The sequence below is a fragment of the Pseudomonas sp. NPDC012596 genome, from assembly GCF_042902325.1.
In the GTDB taxonomy this organism is placed as follows: Bacteria; Pseudomonadota; Gammaproteobacteria; order Pseudomonadales; family Pseudomonadaceae; genus Aquipseudomonas.
On record NZ_JBIBEB010000001.1, the window covers coordinates 66,557 to 85,578 of the forward strand.

19 protein-coding genes are annotated in these 19,022 nt (G+C 64.6%); 17 read left to right on the plus strand and 2 right to left on the minus strand.

Annotated elements, in window-relative coordinates:
* Positions 1 to 22: 22 nt before the first annotated feature.
* From cbiE to ACFY68_RS00370, 17 genes are all read left to right on the plus strand, one after another.
* Positions 23 to 1,234: a precorrin-6y C5,15-methyltransferase (decarboxylating) subunit CbiE gene (gene cbiE / locus ACFY68_RS00290; RefSeq protein ID WP_387522451.1), complete on the plus strand. Its 1,212-nt coding sequence runs from the start codon at positions 23 to 25 to the stop codon at positions 1,232 to 1,234.
* The gene (locus tag ACFY68_RS00295) at positions 1,227 to 2,321 is read left to right on the plus strand and encodes a cobalt-precorrin-5B (C(1))-methyltransferase (protein WP_387522452.1); all 1,095 of its coding nucleotides are present in this window, start codon (positions 1,227 to 1,229) and stop codon (positions 2,319 to 2,321) included. The genes cbiE and ACFY68_RS00295 overlap by 8 nt, the downstream gene beginning before the upstream one ends.
* Positions 2,318 to 3,046 carry a cobalt-precorrin-6A reductase gene (locus ACFY68_RS00300; protein WP_387522454.1) on the plus strand — a complete coding sequence of 243 codons (729 nt, stop codon included), beginning with the start codon at positions 2,318 to 2,320 and terminating at the stop codon, positions 3,044 to 3,046. The genes ACFY68_RS00295 and ACFY68_RS00300 overlap by 4 nt, the downstream gene beginning before the upstream one ends.
* Before the next feature lie 141 nt (positions 3,047 to 3,187).
* Positions 3,188 to 3,625 carry an NfeD family protein gene (locus ACFY68_RS00305; protein WP_387522456.1) on the plus strand — a complete coding sequence of 146 codons (438 nt, stop codon included), beginning with the start codon at positions 3,188 to 3,190 and terminating at the stop codon, positions 3,623 to 3,625.
* A gap of 39 nt (positions 3,626 to 3,664) precedes the next feature.
* Positions 3,665 to 4,519 carry an SPFH domain-containing protein gene (locus tag ACFY68_RS00310; protein ID WP_387522458.1) on the plus strand — a complete coding sequence of 285 codons (855 nt, stop codon included), beginning with the start codon at positions 3,665 to 3,667 and terminating at the stop codon, positions 4,517 to 4,519.
* Between the two features lie 122 nt (positions 4,520 to 4,641).
* The gene (locus ACFY68_RS00315) at positions 4,642 to 5,031 is read left to right on the plus strand and encodes a DUF2946 domain-containing protein (protein WP_387522460.1); all 390 of its coding nucleotides are present in this window, start codon (positions 4,642 to 4,644) and stop codon (positions 5,029 to 5,031) included.
* A gap of 48 nt (positions 5,032 to 5,079) precedes the next feature.
* Positions 5,080 to 5,565, plus strand: a complete 486-nt coding sequence (locus ACFY68_RS00320) for a copper chaperone PCu(A)C (protein WP_387522462.1) — start codon at positions 5,080 to 5,082, stop codon at positions 5,563 to 5,565.
* A 26-nt stretch (positions 5,566 to 5,591) separates the two neighbouring features.
* The gene (locus ACFY68_RS00325) at positions 5,592 to 6,020 is read left to right on the plus strand and encodes a DUF2946 domain-containing protein (protein ID WP_387522463.1); all 429 of its coding nucleotides are present in this window, start codon (positions 5,592 to 5,594) and stop codon (positions 6,018 to 6,020) included.
* Between the two features lie 66 nt (positions 6,021 to 6,086).
* Positions 6,087 to 8,153, plus strand: coding sequence for a TonB-dependent copper receptor (locus tag ACFY68_RS00330; protein WP_387522465.1), 2,067 nt, complete (start codon positions 6,087 to 6,089; stop codon positions 8,151 to 8,153).
* 58 nt (positions 8,154 to 8,211) lie between these two features.
* A complete protein-coding gene (locus ACFY68_RS00335; protein ID WP_387522467.1) occupies positions 8,212 to 9,579 on the plus strand; it encodes a PepSY-associated TM helix domain-containing protein in 1,368 nt (455 codons plus the stop codon).
* A 212-nt stretch (positions 9,580 to 9,791) separates the two neighbouring features.
* Positions 9,792 to 11,198 (plus strand): D-serine/D-alanine/glycine transporter, encoded by a 1,407-nt coding sequence (cycA, locus tag ACFY68_RS00340; RefSeq protein ID WP_387522469.1) that lies wholly within the window; start codon positions 9,792 to 9,794, stop codon positions 11,196 to 11,198.
* 288 nt (positions 11,199 to 11,486) lie between these two features.
* Positions 11,487 to 12,752 (plus strand): urea ABC transporter substrate-binding protein, encoded by a 1,266-nt coding sequence (gene urtA, locus ACFY68_RS00345; RefSeq protein ID WP_346614766.1) that lies wholly within the window; start codon positions 11,487 to 11,489, stop codon positions 12,750 to 12,752.
* A gap of 112 nt (positions 12,753 to 12,864) precedes the next feature.
* Complete coding sequence (gene urtB / locus ACFY68_RS00350; RefSeq protein ID WP_387522471.1) at positions 12,865 to 14,352, plus strand: urea ABC transporter permease subunit UrtB; 1,488 nt, start codon at positions 12,865 to 12,867, stop codon at positions 14,350 to 14,352.
* Positions 14,352 to 15,431 carry an urea ABC transporter permease subunit UrtC gene (gene urtC, locus ACFY68_RS00355; RefSeq protein ID WP_387522473.1) on the plus strand — a complete coding sequence of 360 codons (1,080 nt, stop codon included), beginning with the start codon at positions 14,352 to 14,354 and terminating at the stop codon, positions 15,429 to 15,431. Before urtB ends, urtC begins: the two co-directional genes overlap by 1 nt.
* Complete coding sequence (gene urtD / locus ACFY68_RS00360) at positions 15,428 to 16,285, plus strand: urea ABC transporter ATP-binding protein UrtD (protein WP_346614769.1); 858 nt, start codon at positions 15,428 to 15,430, stop codon at positions 16,283 to 16,285. Before urtC ends, urtD begins: the two co-directional genes overlap by 4 nt.
* An 18-nt stretch (positions 16,286 to 16,303) precedes the next feature.
* A complete protein-coding gene (gene urtE / locus ACFY68_RS00365) occupies positions 16,304 to 17,002 on the plus strand; it encodes an urea ABC transporter ATP-binding subunit UrtE (RefSeq protein WP_387522476.1) in 699 nt (232 codons plus the stop codon).
* Positions 17,003 to 17,033: 31 nt separating this feature from the next.
* Entirely contained in the window at positions 17,034 to 17,549 is a 516-nt protein-coding gene (locus ACFY68_RS00370) for a GNAT family N-acetyltransferase (protein ID WP_387522478.1), read from the plus strand.
* A 114-nt stretch (positions 17,550 to 17,663) separates the two neighbouring features.
* On the opposite strand, the gene ACFY68_RS00375 is transcribed toward ACFY68_RS00370, so the two are convergent.
* A complete protein-coding gene (locus tag ACFY68_RS00375) occupies positions 17,664 to 17,969 on the minus strand; it encodes a chaperone modulator CbpM (RefSeq protein ID WP_346614772.1) in 306 nt (101 codons plus the stop codon).
* A gap of 2 nt (positions 17,970 to 17,971) precedes the next feature.
* Positions 17,972 to 18,934, minus strand: coding sequence for a curved DNA-binding protein (cbpA, locus tag ACFY68_RS00380; RefSeq protein WP_346614773.1), 963 nt, complete (start codon positions 18,932 to 18,934; stop codon positions 17,972 to 17,974).
* Positions 18,935 to 19,022 lie beyond the last annotated feature (88 nt).

Below are 19,022 nucleotides of genomic sequence, written 5' to 3' on the forward strand. Positions count from 1 at the left end.
CCAACACCACGGAACGAAACACATGGCACCCTGGCTGACAGTAGTAGGCATCGGCGAAGACGGCTTCAGCGGCCTGGGCAAACAGGCCCGGCGCGCCCTGATAGGCGCCTCGCGGATCATTGGCAGCCCACGCCAGCTGGCCTTGCTGCCGCGCTGCATAAGCGCTGCTCGGCAGGATTGGCCGAGCCCGTTCTCCCTGGCCCCGGTACTGGCCCTGCGCGGTGAACCCGTGTGCGTACTGGCCAGCGGTGACCCGATGTTCTACGGCGTCGGCGCAAGCCTGGCACGGCAGGTCCCGGCCGAAGAAATGCAGGTTCTGTCGATGCCCTCCTCCTGCGCCCAGGCGGCCGCCCGCCTGGGCTGGCCGCTGCAGGACGTGCAGGTGGTGTCGATTGTCGCGCGCCCCCTGGCCACTCTCAACGCTCACCTGTACAGCGGCATGCGCCTGCTGGTACTGAGCAACGACGGCGGCAGCCCTGCCGCCATCGCCGCTTTGCTGCGTGAGCGCGGCTTCGGGCCAAGCCGCCTGCAGGTGTTCGAACACCTCGGTGGCGCAGCTGAGCGCCGCCTGACGGGCAGCGCAGATGACTGGGCGCACGCTGAGGCGGCCGCACTTAACCTGGTTGCCATCGAGTGCCAGGCCACCGCAGATGCTCCCCGCCTCTCGCGTACGCCAGGCCTGCCGGACGACGCATTCCGCCATGACGGCCAACTCACTAAACGTGACGTACGCGCCATCACCCTGGCCCGGCTGGCCCCGCAGCCGGGCGAATTGCTGTGGGACGTGGGCGCGGGCTGCGGCTCGATCGGCATCGAGTGGATGCGCGCCCACCCTGCTTGCCGAACACTGGCGATCGAAGCCGATGAAGGCCGTCAGGGTTTCATCGAGTACAACCGTGACGCGCTCGGCGTGCCCGGCCTGCAGTTGATACGCGGCAAAGCACCGCAGGCGCTGGCCGAACTTGAGCGGCCGGATGCCATTTTCATCGGCGGCGGCGTCACTCGTGAAGGCGTGCTGGCGCTGTGCTGGGAGCGCCTGCGCCCCGGTGGCCGGCTGGTGGCCAACGCAGTAACCCTGCAGAGCGAACTGGCCCTGGCGCATTTTCGCCAACAGCATGGCGGCGAACTGACCCGCATCCATGTCGCCCAGGCCCAGCCGCTCGGGGCCTTCGACACCTGGCGCCAGGCGCTGCCGATCACCCTGCTCGACCTGGTGAAACCCTTCGATGCGTGAGGAAACCCGCGAACAACCCGCGCCACTGCGCAGCGGCCTGACCACCGGCAGCTGCGCAACCGCCACCAGCCTGGCCGCCGCCCGCCTGCTGCTAACCGGCCTGCGTGACGACGCTGTCAGCATTACGCTGCCCAAGGGCAAGGTGGTGCAAATGCGCCTGGAGTTCTGCCGCTGCGAGGGCGAGCGCGCCGAAGCCGGTACGCTCAAGGATGCTGGCGACGACCCGGATGTCACCCACGGCGCCCTGCTGTACAGCCAGGTGCGTTTGCTGGATGAGCCGGGCGTGCGCTTTGTCGCGGGCCAAGGTGTCGGCACCGTCACTCGCCCCGGGCTGGTACTCGCGGTGGGTGAACCGGCGATCAACCCGGTACCCCGCCGCATGATCAGCGAGCACCTGCAGCAGTTGGCCGATGAGTGCGATTACCGGGGTGGCTTCGAAGTCACTGTGAATGTGCAGGGCGGCGAGGCGCTGGCCTTGAAGACCATGAATCCGCGCCTGGGCATCCTCGGGGGGCTGTCGATTCTGGGCACCAGCGGCATCGTCAGGCCCTTCTCTTGCGCGGCTTACATCGCCTCGATCCACCAAGGCATCGACGTAGCCCACACCAATGGCTACACGCATATCGCCGCCTGCACCGGCAATGCCAGCGAGGACACCATGCGCCGGGTCTATGGCCTGCCGGAAATCGCCCTGATCGAGATGGGCGACTTCGTCGGTGCGGTACTCAAGCACCTGCGCAAGGTGCCGGTGCCCCGCCTGACCCTATGTGGAGGTTTCGGCAAGATCAGCAAACTGGCCGCCGGCCACATGGACCTGCATAGCCGCCATTCGAGCATCGACCTGCCGCAACTGGCCGGCTGGGCCGCAGACATTGGCGCCGATACCGACCTGCAGGCCGCGATCATCGCCGCCAACACCAGCCAGCAGGCCCTGGCCTTGGCGCACGCCGCCGGTATCGGCTTGGGCGACGCGGTCTGCGCCCACGCCTTGGCCTTCGCCCGCAGCATCGTACCGGCGCAGGTGCAGGTGGAAGTATTCGCCATCGACCGCCAGGGCGGCATCGTCGGCCAGGCAGGTGTGCAGTGAACCGGCGCATCCTGTTGCTGGGCGGCGTTACCGAAGCTCTGGCCATCGCCCGCCAGCTGGGCCCCGAGCATGTCTACAGCCTGGCCGGCATCGGCCGCGTGCCACACGACCTGACCTGCCAGGTCAGGGTCGGTGGCTATGGTGGCGCCGAAGGCCTGGCCAGCTACCTGCGCGAGGCGGGTATCACGCTGCTGATCGACGCCACTCACCCCTACGCGGCGCAAATCAGCCGCAATGCCGCCGCTGCCGCGCAGGCCGCTGGCATTCCTTGCTGGGCCCTGCGCCGCCCGGCCTGGCGGGCACAGCCGGGTGACGACTGGCGCGAAGTGAAAGATTGGGCAGGGCTGATCGAAGCGCTCAGGCCGTTCCGGCGGCCGCTGTTCACCCTCGGCCGCGAGCCGCTGCAACACCTTGACGACATTCCCCCGGACCAGTTCTGGACGCTGCGGGCGCTGGAGGCCTGTGTTGGCAATGATCGCTGTGAAGTGATCGGCGCGCGTGGGCCGTTTCAGCTTGAAGGGGAACGGGCGCTGTTTGCGCGGCGCGATATCGATGTGCTGGTCAGCAAGAACAGCGGTAGCGTGGCGACCGAACCGAAGCTTGAGGTGGCGAGAGAGCTCGGGGTTCCTGTACTGATTCTGAAACGTCCTGCATTGCCTGGCGTAGACCGTGAGTATGCGTCCCTGGATGCGTTGACGGCTGCTCTCGATGGTTTTGGCGATTAACCTTCAGGGCGCCTGCCTTGGCACCGCCAAACTCCCGACAAGCATCAGCATTTCCCTACGCACATCACTCTTTTGCCTGAATAGCCTTATGCCTCTCCATTAACCTAAAATCCCCCCCCCTCCCCCGGAAGGTTCACTCATATGGAAATGCAATGGTGGATATGGCTGGTCTTCGGCATCGCGCTGATCCTGCTCGAACTGGTCCTGCCCACGTTCTTCATCATCTGGTTCGGCATCGGTGCCGTACTGGTCGCACTCATTTCGCTGGCCGCCCCCACGCTGCAACTGGATATGCAGGTGCTTTTTTGGGTGCTGTTCTCCTCTGCCACCACGGCCCTGTGGTTCAAGCTGTTTCGGCGCAAGCAGCCGGATGTGCGCTGGACCGCCGACAGCGTGATCGGCGAAGTCGGGCTGCTGATAAGCAGCGTTTCGCAATTTCAGAAAGGCCGTGTGCGCTTCCAGAAGCCGATCCTGGGCAATGAGGAGTGGATCTGCGTGGCCGACAACGACATCCCGTCCGGCGAGCGCGTGCGCCTCGTCGCCATCGAAGGCAATACCGCCCGGGTCATTCGGGCCTGACGCCTTGTCAACAGCTTGCATTAAAAGGAAGTTCGCAGCATGACCAGCCTCATCGTTGTCGCCACACTTGCCGTATTCGTTCTGATCACGGTGTTCAAAGGGGTGCGCATCGTGCCCCAGGGCGAAGAATGGATCGTCGAGCGCCTGGGCCGCTACCACAGCACGCTCAAGCCCGGCCTGAACATCGTCATCCCATACATGGACGTTGTCGCTTACCGCTTGCCGACCAAGGACATCATCCTCGACGTGCAGCAACAGGAAATCATCACCCGCGACAACGCGGTGATCGTCGCCAATGCCCTGTGCTTCGCCAAGGTGGTCGACCCGCAGAAGGCTTCCTATGGCGTGCAGGACTTCTCGTTTGCCGTCACCAGCCTGACCATGACCTCGCTGCGTGCCATCGTCGGCGCCATGGACCTGGACGAAGCGCTGTCGAGCCGAGAGCAGATCAAGGCGCGCCTGCGCGAAGCGATGTCGGAACAGACCGAAGACTGGGGCGTGACGGTGCGTTCGGTGGAAATCCAGGACATCAAACCGTCCGAAAACATGCAGCTGGCCATGGAGCGCCAGGCCGCTGCGGAACGTGAGCGTAAAGCCGACGTGACCCGTGCCGAAGGTGCCAAGCAGGCGGCGATTCTCGAAGCTGAAGCACGGCTGCAGTCGGCCAAGCTGGATGCCGAGGCGCAGATCAACCTGGCCGAGGCTTCGGCGCGGGCGATCTCGCTGGTCAAGGAAGCCGTGGGCAACGAGACGGTACCGGCCATGTACCTGCTGGGCGAGCGCTACGTCGGCGCCATGGAGAACCTGGCAAACAGCAACAACGCCAAGGTGGTGGTGCTGCCGGCGGATCTGCAGGAAACCGTGCGTGGCCTGATGGGCCGCAACAAGGCTTGATGTCACCGGGGCGGCTATGCAGCCCCAGATGTCACTCCATCTGCGGCACTTCACCGCACCCCGCCATTTTTACCTATACTCCGCCTTACAATACCCGCCACGATTCCTGACCGGATCTCTCCATGCCCCCACGTCGGCACATTGCCTGGATAGCCTGCCTAGCAGTGCTGTTCAACCTGCTGGCCATGCCGCTGTCCTCTGCTGCGCCCAAGGGCCCGGCCGAACAGCTGCTGTGGGGGGCTTTCTGTTCCAGCCTGGCCGGCAAGGCCAAGGTCGATGTCCAGGCCCTGGCCAAGATCGACCTCGGCACCCAAAGCGACCAGCATGCCAACATGCAGCACTGCTGGTGCTGCTCTGGCGCCGCACCGCTGCTGGCGCTGCCGGGCTATCCGCCGCAGCTGCACAACCCGCCCACGCTGCTGGTCGGGTATCCACCGCCGCTCGCCACCTACCAACCGACGCCGCGCCAGCTATGGCCTGCGCTCAACCCCCGTGCCCCTCCCCTGGTCTGAGTTCATCACGCTGTCTGCCTGAACCTGAACAGAACGGAGACTCACACAATGCTCAAGCAAGCTCTCATCGTGGCCGCCTTGCTGCTGCCCGGCGCCTTCGCCAATGCCCATGAATACACCGTGGGCGACCTGCACATCGCCCACCCGTGGTCGCTCGCGTTGCCACCGAATGCGCCCAACGTCGCGGCCTATTTCATCGTGCACAACAACGGCAAGGCAGATGACCGCCTGCTGAGCGTCGACAGCCCGATCACTGCAGATGCACAACTGCACGAGCATACAATGAGCGCCAGCGGCGCCATGAAGATGCAGCAGGTGCCCAACGTGACCGTGCCGGCCGGCAAGGACCTGGTCTTCGCCCCCAGCGCCTACCATGTGATGCTGATGCAGCCCAAGGACCGCAGCCTGCTGCTCGACGGCAAGCGCTTCCCGTTGACACTGCACTTCGAAAAGGCCGGCGACATCACCGTCGACGTGGCTGTGCAGAAGCAGCCGCCGGCGGACCAGCCGCAAGGCCACGAACACGCGCACTGACCACTAGCTGACCGGCGCTCGCCAACATGAGCCAGCCCCGCAACGGCCGCAGCCGTACCACCCGCCCTGAACGCAGGCGCGTCGGTGGCGGCTGGCTGAGCCTGTTCGCCATGTGGATGATCTTCATCGGCCCGCTGGTTTCCCAGTCGATGCCGATGGAGCACCACGCGGGCATGAGCATGCCGATGGACATGAGCATGTCCATGGAGCATCAGCATGGCGACGCGCATAACGGCCACGGCGATGATGGCCAGCTGCATGTGATGTGGGAAAAGTGCGGCTACTGCAGCCTGCTGTTCAACTGCCCCGCGTTACCACAAACCCTCAGCCCGCTCAGCGCCGGTCACGTCGCCCCGACCACCCTCAGCGCCACGCCCACGCACCAAGGCCATGCCCGGCAGGCCGTCTTCCCCGGTGCGCGCAGCCGCGCGCCGCCGCTTTCGATCAGCATCTGACATCGCCTTTTGCCGCACGAAGCCTGGAGCTTCGCGCTGACTCATGACTGATCGACTGGAATCACTATGTCCGGCTGCACCCCTGTTTTCGCCCCCGCCCTGCGCGGGACATTCGCCGCGTTGTGCGGCTCGCTGCTCGCGCCCATGGCCATCGCCGCCGACCATGGCCACGAAGGCCACGAGCAAACGCTGCCCGAGCTTAACCCGACGGTGATCACCGCCATTGCGCCAAGCTCGCCGCTGACCGTGGTCACCAACCCGAAAGACCCACGCCAGCCCGTACCGGCCAGCGATGGCGCCGATTACCTCAAGACCATCCCAGGCTTTTCGGCCATCCGTGCCGGCGGCACCAACGGTGACCCGGTGCTGCGCGGCATGTTCGGCTCGCGCCTGAACATCCTCACCAACGGCGGCGTGATGCTCGGTGCCTGCCCCAACCGCATGGACGCACCAACCTCGTACATCGCACCCGAAACGTACGACCGCCTCACCGTCATCAAGGGCCCGCAAAGTGTGATCTGGGGCCCGGGCGGCTCGGCGGGTACCATCCTCTTCGAACGTGAGCCGGAGAAGTTCGGCACCCTTGGTAGCCGCGTCAACGCCAGCCTCCTGGCCGGCTCCAACGGCCGCTTCGACAAAGTGCTCGACGCCGCCGCTGGCAACAGCCAGGCCTACGCGCGCTTCGTCGGCAACCAGTCGCGCTCTGACGACTACCACGATGGCAACGGCGACACCGTGCCCTCGCGCTGGGACAAATGGAACGGCGATGTGACCCTGGGCTGGACGCCAGACCAGGACACCCTGCTGGAACTCACTGCCGGCAAGGGCGACGGCGAAGCCCGCTATGCCGGGCGTGGCATGGACGGCTCGCAGTTCAAGCGCGAAAGCCTGGGCCTGCGCTTTGAAAAGTCCAACCTCGGCGAGGTACTCGACAAGGTCGAGGCGCAGGTTTACTACAACTACGCCGACCACGTGATGGACAACTACAGCCTGCGCACGCCATCGGGCAGCGGCATGATGGGCATGCCCATGGTCAGCAACGTCGACCGCCGCACCATGGGTGCACGGCTCAAGGCAACCTGGCGCTGGGCAGACGTGCAACTGATCAGCGGCATCGACGCGCAAACCAACGAACACCGCCAGCGTGGTGGCATGGGCGTCGATGCACACAAGGGCCAACCCTGGACCAAGGACGCCGACTTCCACAACTACGGTGCCTTCGGCGAACTCACCTGGTACGCCACAGGTGTTGACCGGCTGATCACCGGCGCCCGCCTGGACCGCGCCTCGGCCCGCGACTTGCGCACGGGTAGCGCCACCGAAGGCGATACCCGCGCCGACACCCTGCCCAGCGGCTTCGTGCGTTACGAGCACGACCTGGCGGCGCTCCCCGCCACCACTTACATCGGCCTTGGCCACGCGCAGCGCTTCCCGGACTACTGGGAGCTGTTCTCGCCCAAGCTGGCGCCGCCTGGTGCGGCCAACGCCTTCGACGGTATCAAGCCCGAGAAGACCACCCAGCTCGATTTCGGCATCCAGTACCGCGATGAACGCCTGGAGGCCTGGGCCTCGGGCTATGTCGGGCAGATCCGCGATTACATCCTGTTCGACTACCGCACCGGCATGATGGGCATGAGCACCTCCCAGGCGCAGAACATCGACGCCCGCATCATGGGCGGCGAGCTGGGCGCCGCCTACAAGCTGACGGAAAACTGGAAAGCCGATGCCACGCTGGCCTACGCCTGGGGCAAGAACAGCAGTGACGGCAAGGCGCTGCCGCAGATGCCGCCCCTGGAAAGCCGCCTTGGCCTGACCTACAGCCGTGACACCTGGAGTGCAGGGGCATTGTGGCGGCTGGTGTCGGCGCAAAACCGCATCGCCGAGAACCAGGGCAACGTGGTGGGCAAGGACTACGAGAAAAGCGCAGGCTTCGGCGTGTTCTCGCTCAACGGTGCCTACAAGGTGAACAAAAACCTCAAGCTCAGCGCAGGGGTCGACAACCTGTTCGACAAAACCTACGCCGAGCACCTGAACCTGGCAGGCAATGCCGGGTTCGGCTACCCGGCCACCGATCCACAGCCGGTGAACGAGCCAGGCAGGACGTTCTGGACCAAGGTCGATTTCAGCTTCTGACAACAACAACGGGCGCAGCTTCGGTTGCGCCCATCTGCTGGTCAAACAGGAGGTTCCCATGAGAGGAACACGCGTCAATTTCTATAACCTGGCCTGGCGTTGGCACTTCTATGCGGGGCTGTTCGTTGCACCGTTCATGATCCTGCTGGCGATCACCGGGATCATCTACCTGTTCAAACCGCAGCTGGACCCGCTGCTGTACCGTGACCTGATGGTGGTCGAGGCCGGCCATCACCGGCAGGGCGCCGACCTGATGCTGGCCGAAGTACGCCAGGCCTACCCCAAGGGCCACGTCGGCCAGTATCTGCCGCCTATCGATGCCGAACGCAGCGCGCAGTTCGTGGTGCACGACAGCGGCCGCGAGCTGAATGTGTTCGTTGACCCCTACAGCGGCAAGATCCTCGGCGAGCAGGACGCCAAGCAAAACCTGCAAGCCGTCGCCCGCGCCCTGCATGGCGAGCTGATGGTAGGCACGCTGGGTGACCGCCTGGTGGAGCTGGCTGCCGGCTGGGGCATCGTGCTGGTGGTGTCCGGCCTGTACCTGTGGTGGCCGCGGGGGCGCAATGGCGCAGGCGTGCTCTGGCCACGCCTGAGCGCACGCGGTCGGCTGTTGTGGCGCGACCTGCATGCGGTGACCGGGTTCTGGGGATCAGCGTTGCTGTTGCTGATGTTGCTTAGTGGCATGACCTGGACCGGCCTGTGGGGCAAGCAGTACGCCGATTTGTGGAACCGCTTTCCAGCCGCCATGTGGAACGACGTGCCCAAATCCGATCAACAAGCCGGTGAACTGAACCATGCCCACCGCCAGACTGTGCCATGGGCCATGGAAAACACACCGATGCCGCAATCCGGCGCGCATGCCGAACACGCCGGGCATCACATGATGTCGAACGCCCCGGCGGCGCCGCAGGTGAGCGTACAGCAGGTCGAGGACATCGCCACGGCGCGTCAGGTCGAGCCGGGCTACAGCATCACCCTGCCGACCACGGCAGACGGCGTATTCACCATCGCGGTGTTCGCCGACGACCCGCGCAACGATGCCACCCTGCATGTCGACCAATACACCGGCAAGGTGCTGGCCGACGTGCGCTGGCAGGACTACAGCCCGGTGGCCCGCGCTACCGAGTTGGGCGTGATGCTGCATGAGGGCAAGATGTTCGGGGCGCTGAACCAGATCATCATTTTGCTGGTGTGCCTGATGATCCTGCTGGGTTCGGTGAGCGGCTTGGTGATGTGGTGGAAGCGCCGGCCGGCCGGAGGGCTGGGCGTGCCGCCGCTGCGCCATGACCTGCCGCGCTGGAAGGCGGCGGTCGGGGTGATGCTGGTGCTGGGGGTGATCTTCCCGCTGGTGGGGGTGTCGATGGTAGTGATGTGGGTGGTGGATAGCCTGGTGGTGCGGCGCCGTCGGGTACTCGCCAGCGCCTGACCCTTGCAGTGGCTTCACGGGCTTCTTCGCGGGGCAAGCCCGCTCCCACAGAGTTCATAGCGCTACCGAATTTGTGGGAGCGGGCTTGCCCCGCGAAGAGGCCGGTAAGCGCTCCACAAAGGTCGTGTCGATCTGTCGCGCCCCGAATTGGGACGCCCGTGTTAGCCTACTCGGCTTTCACAAAAAGACTGACCCTCAATGGAATGCAGCCAATGACCCGGACCTCTTCCCCACCTGCTGAAGACCAGCACCTGCAGCGCAACCTGACCAACCGTCACATCCAGCTGATCGCCATTGGCGGCGCCATCGGCACCGGCCTGTTCATGGGCTCGGGCAAGACCATCAGCCTGGCGGGGCCATCGATCATCTTCGTCTACATGATCATCGGCTTCATGCTGTTCTTCGTCATGCGCGCCATGGGCGAACTGCTGCTGTCGAACCTCAACTACAAGTCGTTCATCGACTTCTCCGCCGACCTGCTCGGGCCCTGGGCCGGCTACTTCACCGGCTGGACCTACTGGTTCTGCTGGGTGGTCACCGGTATTGCCGATGTGGTCGCGATCGCCGCCTACACGCAGTTCTGGTTCCCCGACCTGCCGCAATGGATACCCGCACTGACCTGTGTGGGCGTGCTGCTGGCGCTGAACCTGGTGACGGTGAAGATGTTCGGCGAGCTCGAGTTCTGGTTCGCCCTGATCAAGATCGTCGCCATCCTCGGCCTGGTCGCCACCGGCCTGTACATGGTCATCACCGGCTTCGAATCGCCGAGCGGGCGCACCGCGCAGCTGGCCAACCTGTGGAATGACGGCGGCATGTTCCCCAATGGCCTGATGGGCTTCTTCGCCGGTTTCCAGATTGCCGTGTTCGCTTTTGTCGGTATCGAACTGGTCGGCACCACCGCCGCCGAAGCCAAAGACCCCGAACGCACCCTGCCACGGGCGATCAACTCGATCCCGATCCGTATCATCGTGTTCTACGTGCTGGCGCTGATCGCGATCATGGCCGTGACCCCATGGCGTGATGTGGTACCGGGCAAGAGCCCGTTCGTCGAACTGTTCGTGCTGGCCGGCCTGCCGGCGGCGGCGAGCATCATCAACTTCGTGGTGCTCACCTCCGCAGCCTCGTCGGCCAACAGCGGCGTGTTCTCCACCAGCCGCATGCTGTTCGGCCTGGCCCAGGAAGGTGATGCCCCCCGCGCGTTCGAGAAGCTGTCACGCCGTGCCGTGCCGGCCAACGGCCTGTACTTCTCATGCACCTGCCTGCTGCTGGGCGCCGTGCTGATCTACCTGGTGCCCAATGTGGTCGAGGCGTTCACGCTGGTCACCACGGTCTCGGCGGTGCTGTTCATGTTCGTCTGGACGCTGATCCTGCTGTCGTACCTGAAATACCGCAAAACCCGTGCGGCGCTGCACCAGGCGTCGACCTACAAGATGCCGGGCGGGCGCTTCATGTGCTACGTGTGCCTGGCGTTCTTCGCGTTCATTCTGGTGTTGCTGAGCCTGGAAGCGGACACGCGCTCTGCGCTGATCGTCACGCCGATCTGGTTCGTGCTGCTGGCCGCCACCTACCAGGGTGTGCGCAGCAGGCGCCATCCGCGCAGCGCGGTTCGCGAAAGCTGAGTCACAGGAGGGGCTGCTTTGCAGCCCATCGTCGGCAAGCCGGCTGCCACAGGTACAGCGTTGCTCTTCAGCACAATGCACCCCTTGTGGGAGCCGGCTTGCCGGCGATGGGCCGCAGAGCGGCCCCAATGCTGTGCACGCAAAACATTCAGGCACCATCCTGGACCTGCCCCGCGCCCCAACACCTCGCACAACCCTTCTAACACGCACCTTCAGCCACTCGGCACACCCCTTGCAACGCCCCTCCCCGCTTGGCCAACACCACAAAAAACTCAGCGGAGAGAGCACATGAAGCGTCGCAGTCTGATCAAGGCCTTTACCCTCAGCGCATCGATTGCGGCGATGGGTCTTAGCTGGAGCATCCAGGCCGCCGAGACCATCAAGGTCGGCATCCTGCATTCGCTATCCGGGACCATGGCGATTTCCGAGACGTCGCTCAAGGACATGGCGCTGATGACCATCGACGAGATCAACGCCAAGGGCGGCGTAAACGGCAAGATGCTCGAACCCGTGGTTGTCGACCCAGCCTCCAACTGGCCGCTGTTCGCCGAGAAAAGCCGCCAGTTGCTGACCCAAGACAAGGTCGCCGTGGTGTTCGGCTGCTGGACCTCGGTGTCGCGCAAGTCGGTGCTGCCGGTGTTCGAAGAGCTCAACGGTCTGCTGTTCTACCCGGTGCAGTACGAGGGCGAAGAAATGTCGCCGAACGTGTTCTACACCGGTGCCGCGCCCAACCAGCAGGCGATCCCGGCGGTGGAATACCTGATGAGCGAAGACGGCGGCAGCGCCAAGCGCTTCTTCCTGCTGGGCACCGACTACGTCTACCCGCGCACCACCAACAAGATCCTGCGCGCGTTCCTGCACAGCAAGGGCGTGGCCGACAAAGACATCGAAGAGGTGTACACGCCGTTCGGCCACAGCGATTACCAGACCATCGTCGCCAACATCAAGAAGTTCTCCGCAGGCGGCAAGACGGCGGTCATCTCCACCGTCAACGGCGACTCCAACGTGCCGTTCTACAAGGAACTGGCCAACCAGGGCCTGAAGGCTACCGACGTGCCGGTGGTGGCCTTCTCGGTGGGTGAAGAGGAGCTGCGCGGCATCGACACCAAGCCGCTGGTGGGCCACCTGGCAGCATGGAACTACTTCGAGTCGGTGGATAACCCGGTCAACCAGAAGTTCGTCGCCGACTGGAAAGCCTACGCCAAGGCCAAAAACCTGCCAGGCGCCGACAAGGCGGTGACCAACGACCCGATGGAAGCCACGTACGTGGGCATACACATGTGGGCGCAGGCCGCTGAAAAAGCCAAGTCCACCGATGTCGACAAGGTTCGCGAGGCCTTGGCCGGGCAGAGTTTCAAGGCACCGTCCGGCTTCACGCTGACCATGGACAAGACCAACCACCACCTGCACAAGCCTGTGATGATCGGCGAGATCCAGGATGACGGGCAGTTCAGTGTGGTATGGGAAACCGAGCAGCCGCTGCGGGCGCAGCCTTGGAGCCCGTTCATTCCGGGCAATGACAAGCGGCCGGATTATGCGGTGAAAGGTAACTGAGTGCACTGGGGCTGCCGCGCAGCCCTATCGCGGATAAATCCGCTCCTACAGGTCCGTGTAGGAGCGGATTTATCCGCGATGAATCCACCGCCGATTTTCCAGGACTGCCCATATGCTCAGATTCCTGCTCACCCTCCTCCTGTTGCTGCCCCTGGCAACCCAGGCCAGCGAGGGCGAATTCTTCCTCAGCGCCAAGCCCGCCGAACAGGCCCGCCTGCTCGAAACCTGGGCGGCGCAGCCCGATGCCGCGCGCCTGCCGTTGCTGGAAAACCTGCGCCAGGGCCGCATCGCCGAAGGCGACAAGCGCAAGGTGCGCCTGAACAACCGCCTGCGCGGCTTGATCGATAACGCCCTGGCCAGCCATCAGTTGCTCAGCGACAACACCGGGACCCGCCTGGCCGCCGCCCAGCAACTGCAGAAAACCGCGCAACCGGCGCAGATGGCCTTCCTCGACCGGCGCTTCGCCAGCGAACCCGACACCGCCGTGCACGCCGCCCTTGGCCTGGCGCTGGCCAACCTGCAACTGGGCGCCAGCGAACCACGGGTGCGCCTGGCAGCCGTGCGCCTGCTCGGTGAAACCGGTGACCCCGTGGCGCGCACGCGCCTGGAGGCGTTGCTGCAGCCCGATGCGGAAACCGACGCGGTGGTGCGCACCGCTGCCGAAACCAGCCTGGCTCAGGTCAAGCGCAAACTCCTCTTCGGCGAACTGCTCGGCCAAGCCTTCAGCGGCCTGTCGCTCGGTTCGATCCTGTTGTTGGCGGCCCTGGGCCTGGCGATTACCTTCGGCCTGCTCGGGGTGATCAACATGGCTCACGGCGAGATGCTGATGCTCGGCGCCTACAGCACCTACATGGTCCAGGTGCTGCTGCAGCGCTATGCACCCGGCGCCATCGAGTTCTACCCGCTGATCGCCCTGCCGGTAGCGTTCACCGTCAGTGCCGGGGTCGGCATGGCGCTTGAGCGCACGATCATCCGCCACCTCTACGGCCGCCCGCTGGAAACCCTCCTGGCGACCTGGGGCATCAGCCTGATCCTGATCCAGGCCATACGCCTGCTGTTCGGCGCGCAGAACGTCGAGGTCAGCAACCCGGCCTGGTTGTCCGGTGGCATCCAGCTGCTGCCCAACCTGGTGCTGCCCTACAACCGCCTGGTGATCATCGGCTTCGCCCTGGCCGTGGTAGTGCTGACCTGGCTGCTACTCAACCGCACGCGGCTGGGCCTGAACGTGCGGGCGGTCACCCAGAACCGCAACATGGCCGCCTGCTGTGGCGTGTCCACCGGCCGCGTCGACATGCTTGCCTTCGGCGTGGGCTCGGGCATCGCCGGGCTCGGTGGCGTGGCCCTGAGCCAAGTCGGCAACGTCGGCCCGGACCTGGGCCAGAGCTACATCATCGACTCGTTCCTGGTAGTGGTGCTCGGCGGTGTCGGGCAACTGGCCGGCAGCCTCTGGGCCGCCTTTGGCTTAGGGATAGCCAACAAGTTACTGGAGCCGCAGATCGGCGCAGTACTTGGCAAGATCCTCATCCTTGCGTTGGTCATTCTGTTCATCCAGAAGCGCCCGCAAGGCCTGTTCGCCCTCAAGGGACGGGTAATCGACTGATGAACCAGCCACTGCTAGTCACCGCTTCGCAAAAGGCCGGGCCGCGCCTGTCGCTGGCCATCGGCGTCGTCGTCGTCCTCCTGTTGCTGGCCCTGCCGTTGCTTTCGTTACTGCCCGCAGACCATGCGCTGCAGGTTTCGGCGTACACCCTGACGCTGGTCGGCAAGATCCTCTGCTACGCCATCGTCGCGCTGGCGCTGGACCTGGTCTGGGGTTACGCCGGGCTGCTGTCGCTTGGCCACGGGCTGTTCTTTGCCCTGGGTGGCTACGCCATGGGCATGTACCTGATGCGCCAGGCGGCCGGTGACGGCCTGCCGGGGTTCATGACCTTTCTGTCGTGGACCGAGCTGCCGTGGTACTGGGCCGGCACTCAGCATTTTGCCTGGGCCTTGTGCCTGGTGGTGCTGGCGCCCGGCCTGCTGGCGCTGGTGTTCGGCTTCTTCGCCTTCCGCTCGCGGATCAAGGGCGTGTATTTCTCGATCATGACCCAGGCCCTGACCTTCGCCGGCATGCTGCTGTTCTTTCGCAACGAGACAGGCTTTGGCGGCAATAACGGTTTCACTAGCTTCCGCACCATTCTTGGCTTCGACATCGCCGCGCAAGGCACACGGGCGGTGCTGTTTCTGCTCACCGTGGGCCTGCTGGTGGCCAGCCTGTACCTGTGCTGGCGCCTGACCCAGAGCAAGTTCGGCCGCTTGCTCACCGCCGTACGTGACGCGGAAAACCGCCTGATGTTCTGCGGCTATGACCCCCGCGGCTTCAAGCTGCTGGTGTGGGTGCTCAGTGCCGTTCTGTGTGGTCTGGCCGGCGCGTTGTACGTGCCGCAGGTGGGCATCATCAACCCCAGCGAGATGTCGCCGACCAACTCCATCGAGGCCGCTGTGTGGGTGGCATTGGGTGGGCGCGGCACGCTGATCGGCCCGCTGCTGGGCGCAGGCCTGGTGAACGGGATGAAGAGCTGGTTCACCGTGGCCTTCCCGGAGTTCTGGCTGTTCTTCCTCGGCGCATTGTTCATCCTCGTCACCCTGTACCTGCCCAAGGGCGTGGTCGGCCTGCTGAAGAAAAGGAGCCAGCCATGAGAGGCGTGCCCCCTGTGCATCCGGAATTCATGCTTGAACCCGTGTTCGACAACCTGGGTAGCGGGCGTGACGCCATCGGCCTGGGCAGCCGCCGTACCGCGGGCCTGGACACCCGCCACGGCACTGTGCTGAGCCTGGAAGACATCAGCGTCAGCTTCGATGGTTTCAAGGCCCTCAACGCGCTCAACCTGTACATCGGCGTCGGTGAACTGCGCTGCATCATCGGCCCCAACGGCGCCGGCAAGACCACAATGATGGACGTGATCACCGGCAAGACCCGCCCCGACACCGGCAGCGCGTTTTTTGGCGACACCCTCGACCTGACCCGCATGAGCGAATACCAGATCGCCCAGGCCGGGATCGGCCGCAAGTTCCAGAAGCCGACAGTGTTCGAGGCGCTAACGGTGTTCGAGAACCTCGAACTGGCGCTGAAGACCGACAAGTCGGTGTGGGCCAGCCTGGCGGCGCGCCTGAGTGGCGAGCAACGCCAGCGCATCGAGGAGGTGTTGGCCACCTTGCGCCTGCTGCCCCTGGCCCAGCGCCAGGCGGGCTTGCTGTCCCACGGGCAGAAGCAGTTTCTGGAAATCGGCATGTTGCTGGTGCAGGAGCCACAGCTGCTGCTGCTCGACGAACCGGTGGCGGGTATGACCGACGCCGAGACCGAGTTCACCGCCGAGCTGTTCAAAGGCCTGGCCGGCAAGCACTCGCTGATGGTGGTGGAACACGACATGGGGTTTGTCGGCAGCATTGCCGACCATGTCACCGTGCTGCACCAGGGCAGTGTGCTGGCGGAGGGCTCGCTGGAGCAGGTGCAGGCAGATGAGCGGGTGGTCGAGGTTTACCTGGGCCGTTGATGACTACAAGGACATGACATGCTGAAAATCGACACCCTGCATCAGTATTACGGCGGCAGCCACATCCTGCGTGGCCTGTCCTTCGAGGCCAAGGTCGGCGAAGTCACCTGCCTGCTCGGGCGCAACGGTGTGGGCAAGACCACCCTGCTGCGCTGCCTGATGGGGCTGGTACAAGCCCGCGAAGGCAGCGTGGAATGGGAAGGCAAGCCAATCACCACGCTCAAGCCACAACAACGGGTGCATGCCGGTATCGCCTACGTGCCCCAGGGCCGCGAGATCTTCCCGCGCCTGACCGTCGAGGAAAACCTGCTGATGGGCCTGTCGCGTTTTCCGGCCCGCGAGGCGCGGGAGGTACCGGCCTTCATCTACGAGCTGTTCCCGGTGCTGGAGCAGATGAAGCAACGCCGTGGCGGCGACCTGTCCGGCGGCCAGCAGCAACAGCTGGCCATCGGCCGCGCCCTGGCCAGCCGGCCGCGCCTGCTGATCCTCGACGAGCCCACCGAAGGCATCCAGCCCTCGGTCATCAAGGAGATTGGCGCGGTGATCCGCCGCCTGGCCGAGCGCGGCGACATGGCCATATTGCTGGTCGAGCAGTTCTACGACTTTGCCGAAGAGCTGGCCGACCAGTACCTGGTCATGGCCCGGGGCGAGATCATCCAGCGCGGACGCGGTGAAAACATGCAAGCCGAGGGTGTACGCGGGCTGGTAACCATTTAATCTGCCCCCATCGACCCAGTGAGACGCTGCAATGAGCCACGAAATCCGCGATGCCCTGCCCACCGACGTGCCGGGCATCCTCGACATCTACAACGACGCGGTGCGCAACACCACGGCGATCTGGAACGAAACCCCGGTGGACCTGGGCAACCGCCAGGCCTGGTTCGAGGCCCGTGCGCAACAGGGTTACCCGATCCTGGTGGCGGCGGATGACACCGGCGTGCTCGGCTATGCCTCGTTTGGCGACTGGCGACCGTTCGAAGGGTTTCGCAATACCGTGGAGCATTCTGTGTACATCCGTGGCGACCAGCGCGGCAAAGGCCTGGGGCCGCAGCTGATGGCGGCGCTGATCGAACGGGCGCGGGGGTGTGGCAAGCATGTGATGGTAGCCGCCATCGAGAGCGGCAATGCAGCGTCGGTGCGCCTGCATGAGCGGCTGGGGTTCGTGGTGACCGGGCAGATGCCGCAGGTGGGTGTGAAGTTCGGGCGCTGGCTGGACCTGACGTTCATGCAGCTGGTGCTCAACCCAGGGGCTGAGCCCGCTTGAATTTCAGAGTGCCTGCATGGGCCTCATCGCCGGCAAGCCGGCTCCCACAGGATTTGCAGCGCTGCAGTCATTGTGGGAGCCGGCTTGCCGGCGATAGGGCCAGTGCGGGCACCATCACAGCTGGATAAACCGCCCCAGCCGCTGTTTCAGCATGCTGTTCTCACTGCGCAACTGCTGCACTTCCTGCAACAACTCCAGCGCCAGCGCCACTCCTTCCCATTCCAGTTCCAGCTCCTGGTGCAGCTTGGCCGCACGCCTGGCCAGCAGCGGCGCCTGATCGTCGAACAGCCAATCCTCCGGCGTTCGCCCTTTCGGTTCAACGATACCGTGCTCGACGATCTCGACCACGTAGTCGGCCGTGATGTCGGCCTCCTGGCAAAGGGTGCGCATGTCCAGTTGAACGATCAGGGTGCTGCTCATGATCACTTACTCCATTGTGCCCTCGGGTTGAACGCGGCCTTCTCGGAAAGCTTGGCCCACAGTTCACGGGTAGACTCGTCGGATGTCGTCGGCATCACCACTTTCAACTGCGCGTAGAGGTTGCCGCGCTCGCCCTGCTTGTTCGCCAGCCCCTTGCCCGGCACCCGCAGGCGCTGGCCACTCTGGCTGTCGGGGCGGATGGTCAGGTTGATCTTGCCGTCCAGGGTCGGCACTGCCACCTTGGTGCCCAATGCCGCTTCCCACGGTGCCAGCGGCACAGTGATGATCAGGTCTTGACCTTCGACATCGAACAGCGGGTGCGGTGCCATGCGGATGGTCAGGAACAGGTCGCCATTAGCCCCGCCACCACTGCCCGGCGCGCCCTGGCCTTTGAGGCGGATACGCTCGCCATCGCTGACCCCGGCCGGGATCTTCACATTCAGGGTCTTGGTGGTGAACCCGGTACGCTGGCCAGCGGCGTTGGTCTGCGGCACCTGGAAGCTGATCTGCTTGGATTCCTTGCTCAGGGTTTCTTCAAGGAAGATCGCCAGTTCCAGTTCCACGTCCTGCCCTCGTCTGCCCGCACTGCGTTGTTGCCGGGCGCCACCAAACGGGCTGCCGCCCCGCGCGCCGAAGATCGAGCTGAAGAAGTCGGAGAAATCGCCGCCCTCGAAACCCGCGCCCGCGCCACCCGCACCGCCACGGCTCTGCCAGCCCGGCGGGGCCTGGAATGGCCGGCCGTGCTGGCCGCCGTACTTGCGGATCTCGTCGAACTCGGCGCGCTTCTGGGCGTCGCCAAGCACCTCGTAGGCCTCGTTGGCCTCCTTGAATTTATCCTCGGCGTCGCGCTCCTTGCTGACGTCAGGGTGATACTTGCGCGCCAGTTTGCGGTACGCGGCCTTGATCGCCTTCTCGTCCGCCGTGGGCTCTACGCCGAGTATCTTGTAGTAGTCTTTGAAGTCCATCTATGGATCACCAATGTGAATTTGCGTATTGCATCTGAAGATAGGGTCCAAGCATAGCCTTTCAAGGTGCGCTTGGCTTTGCTCCATG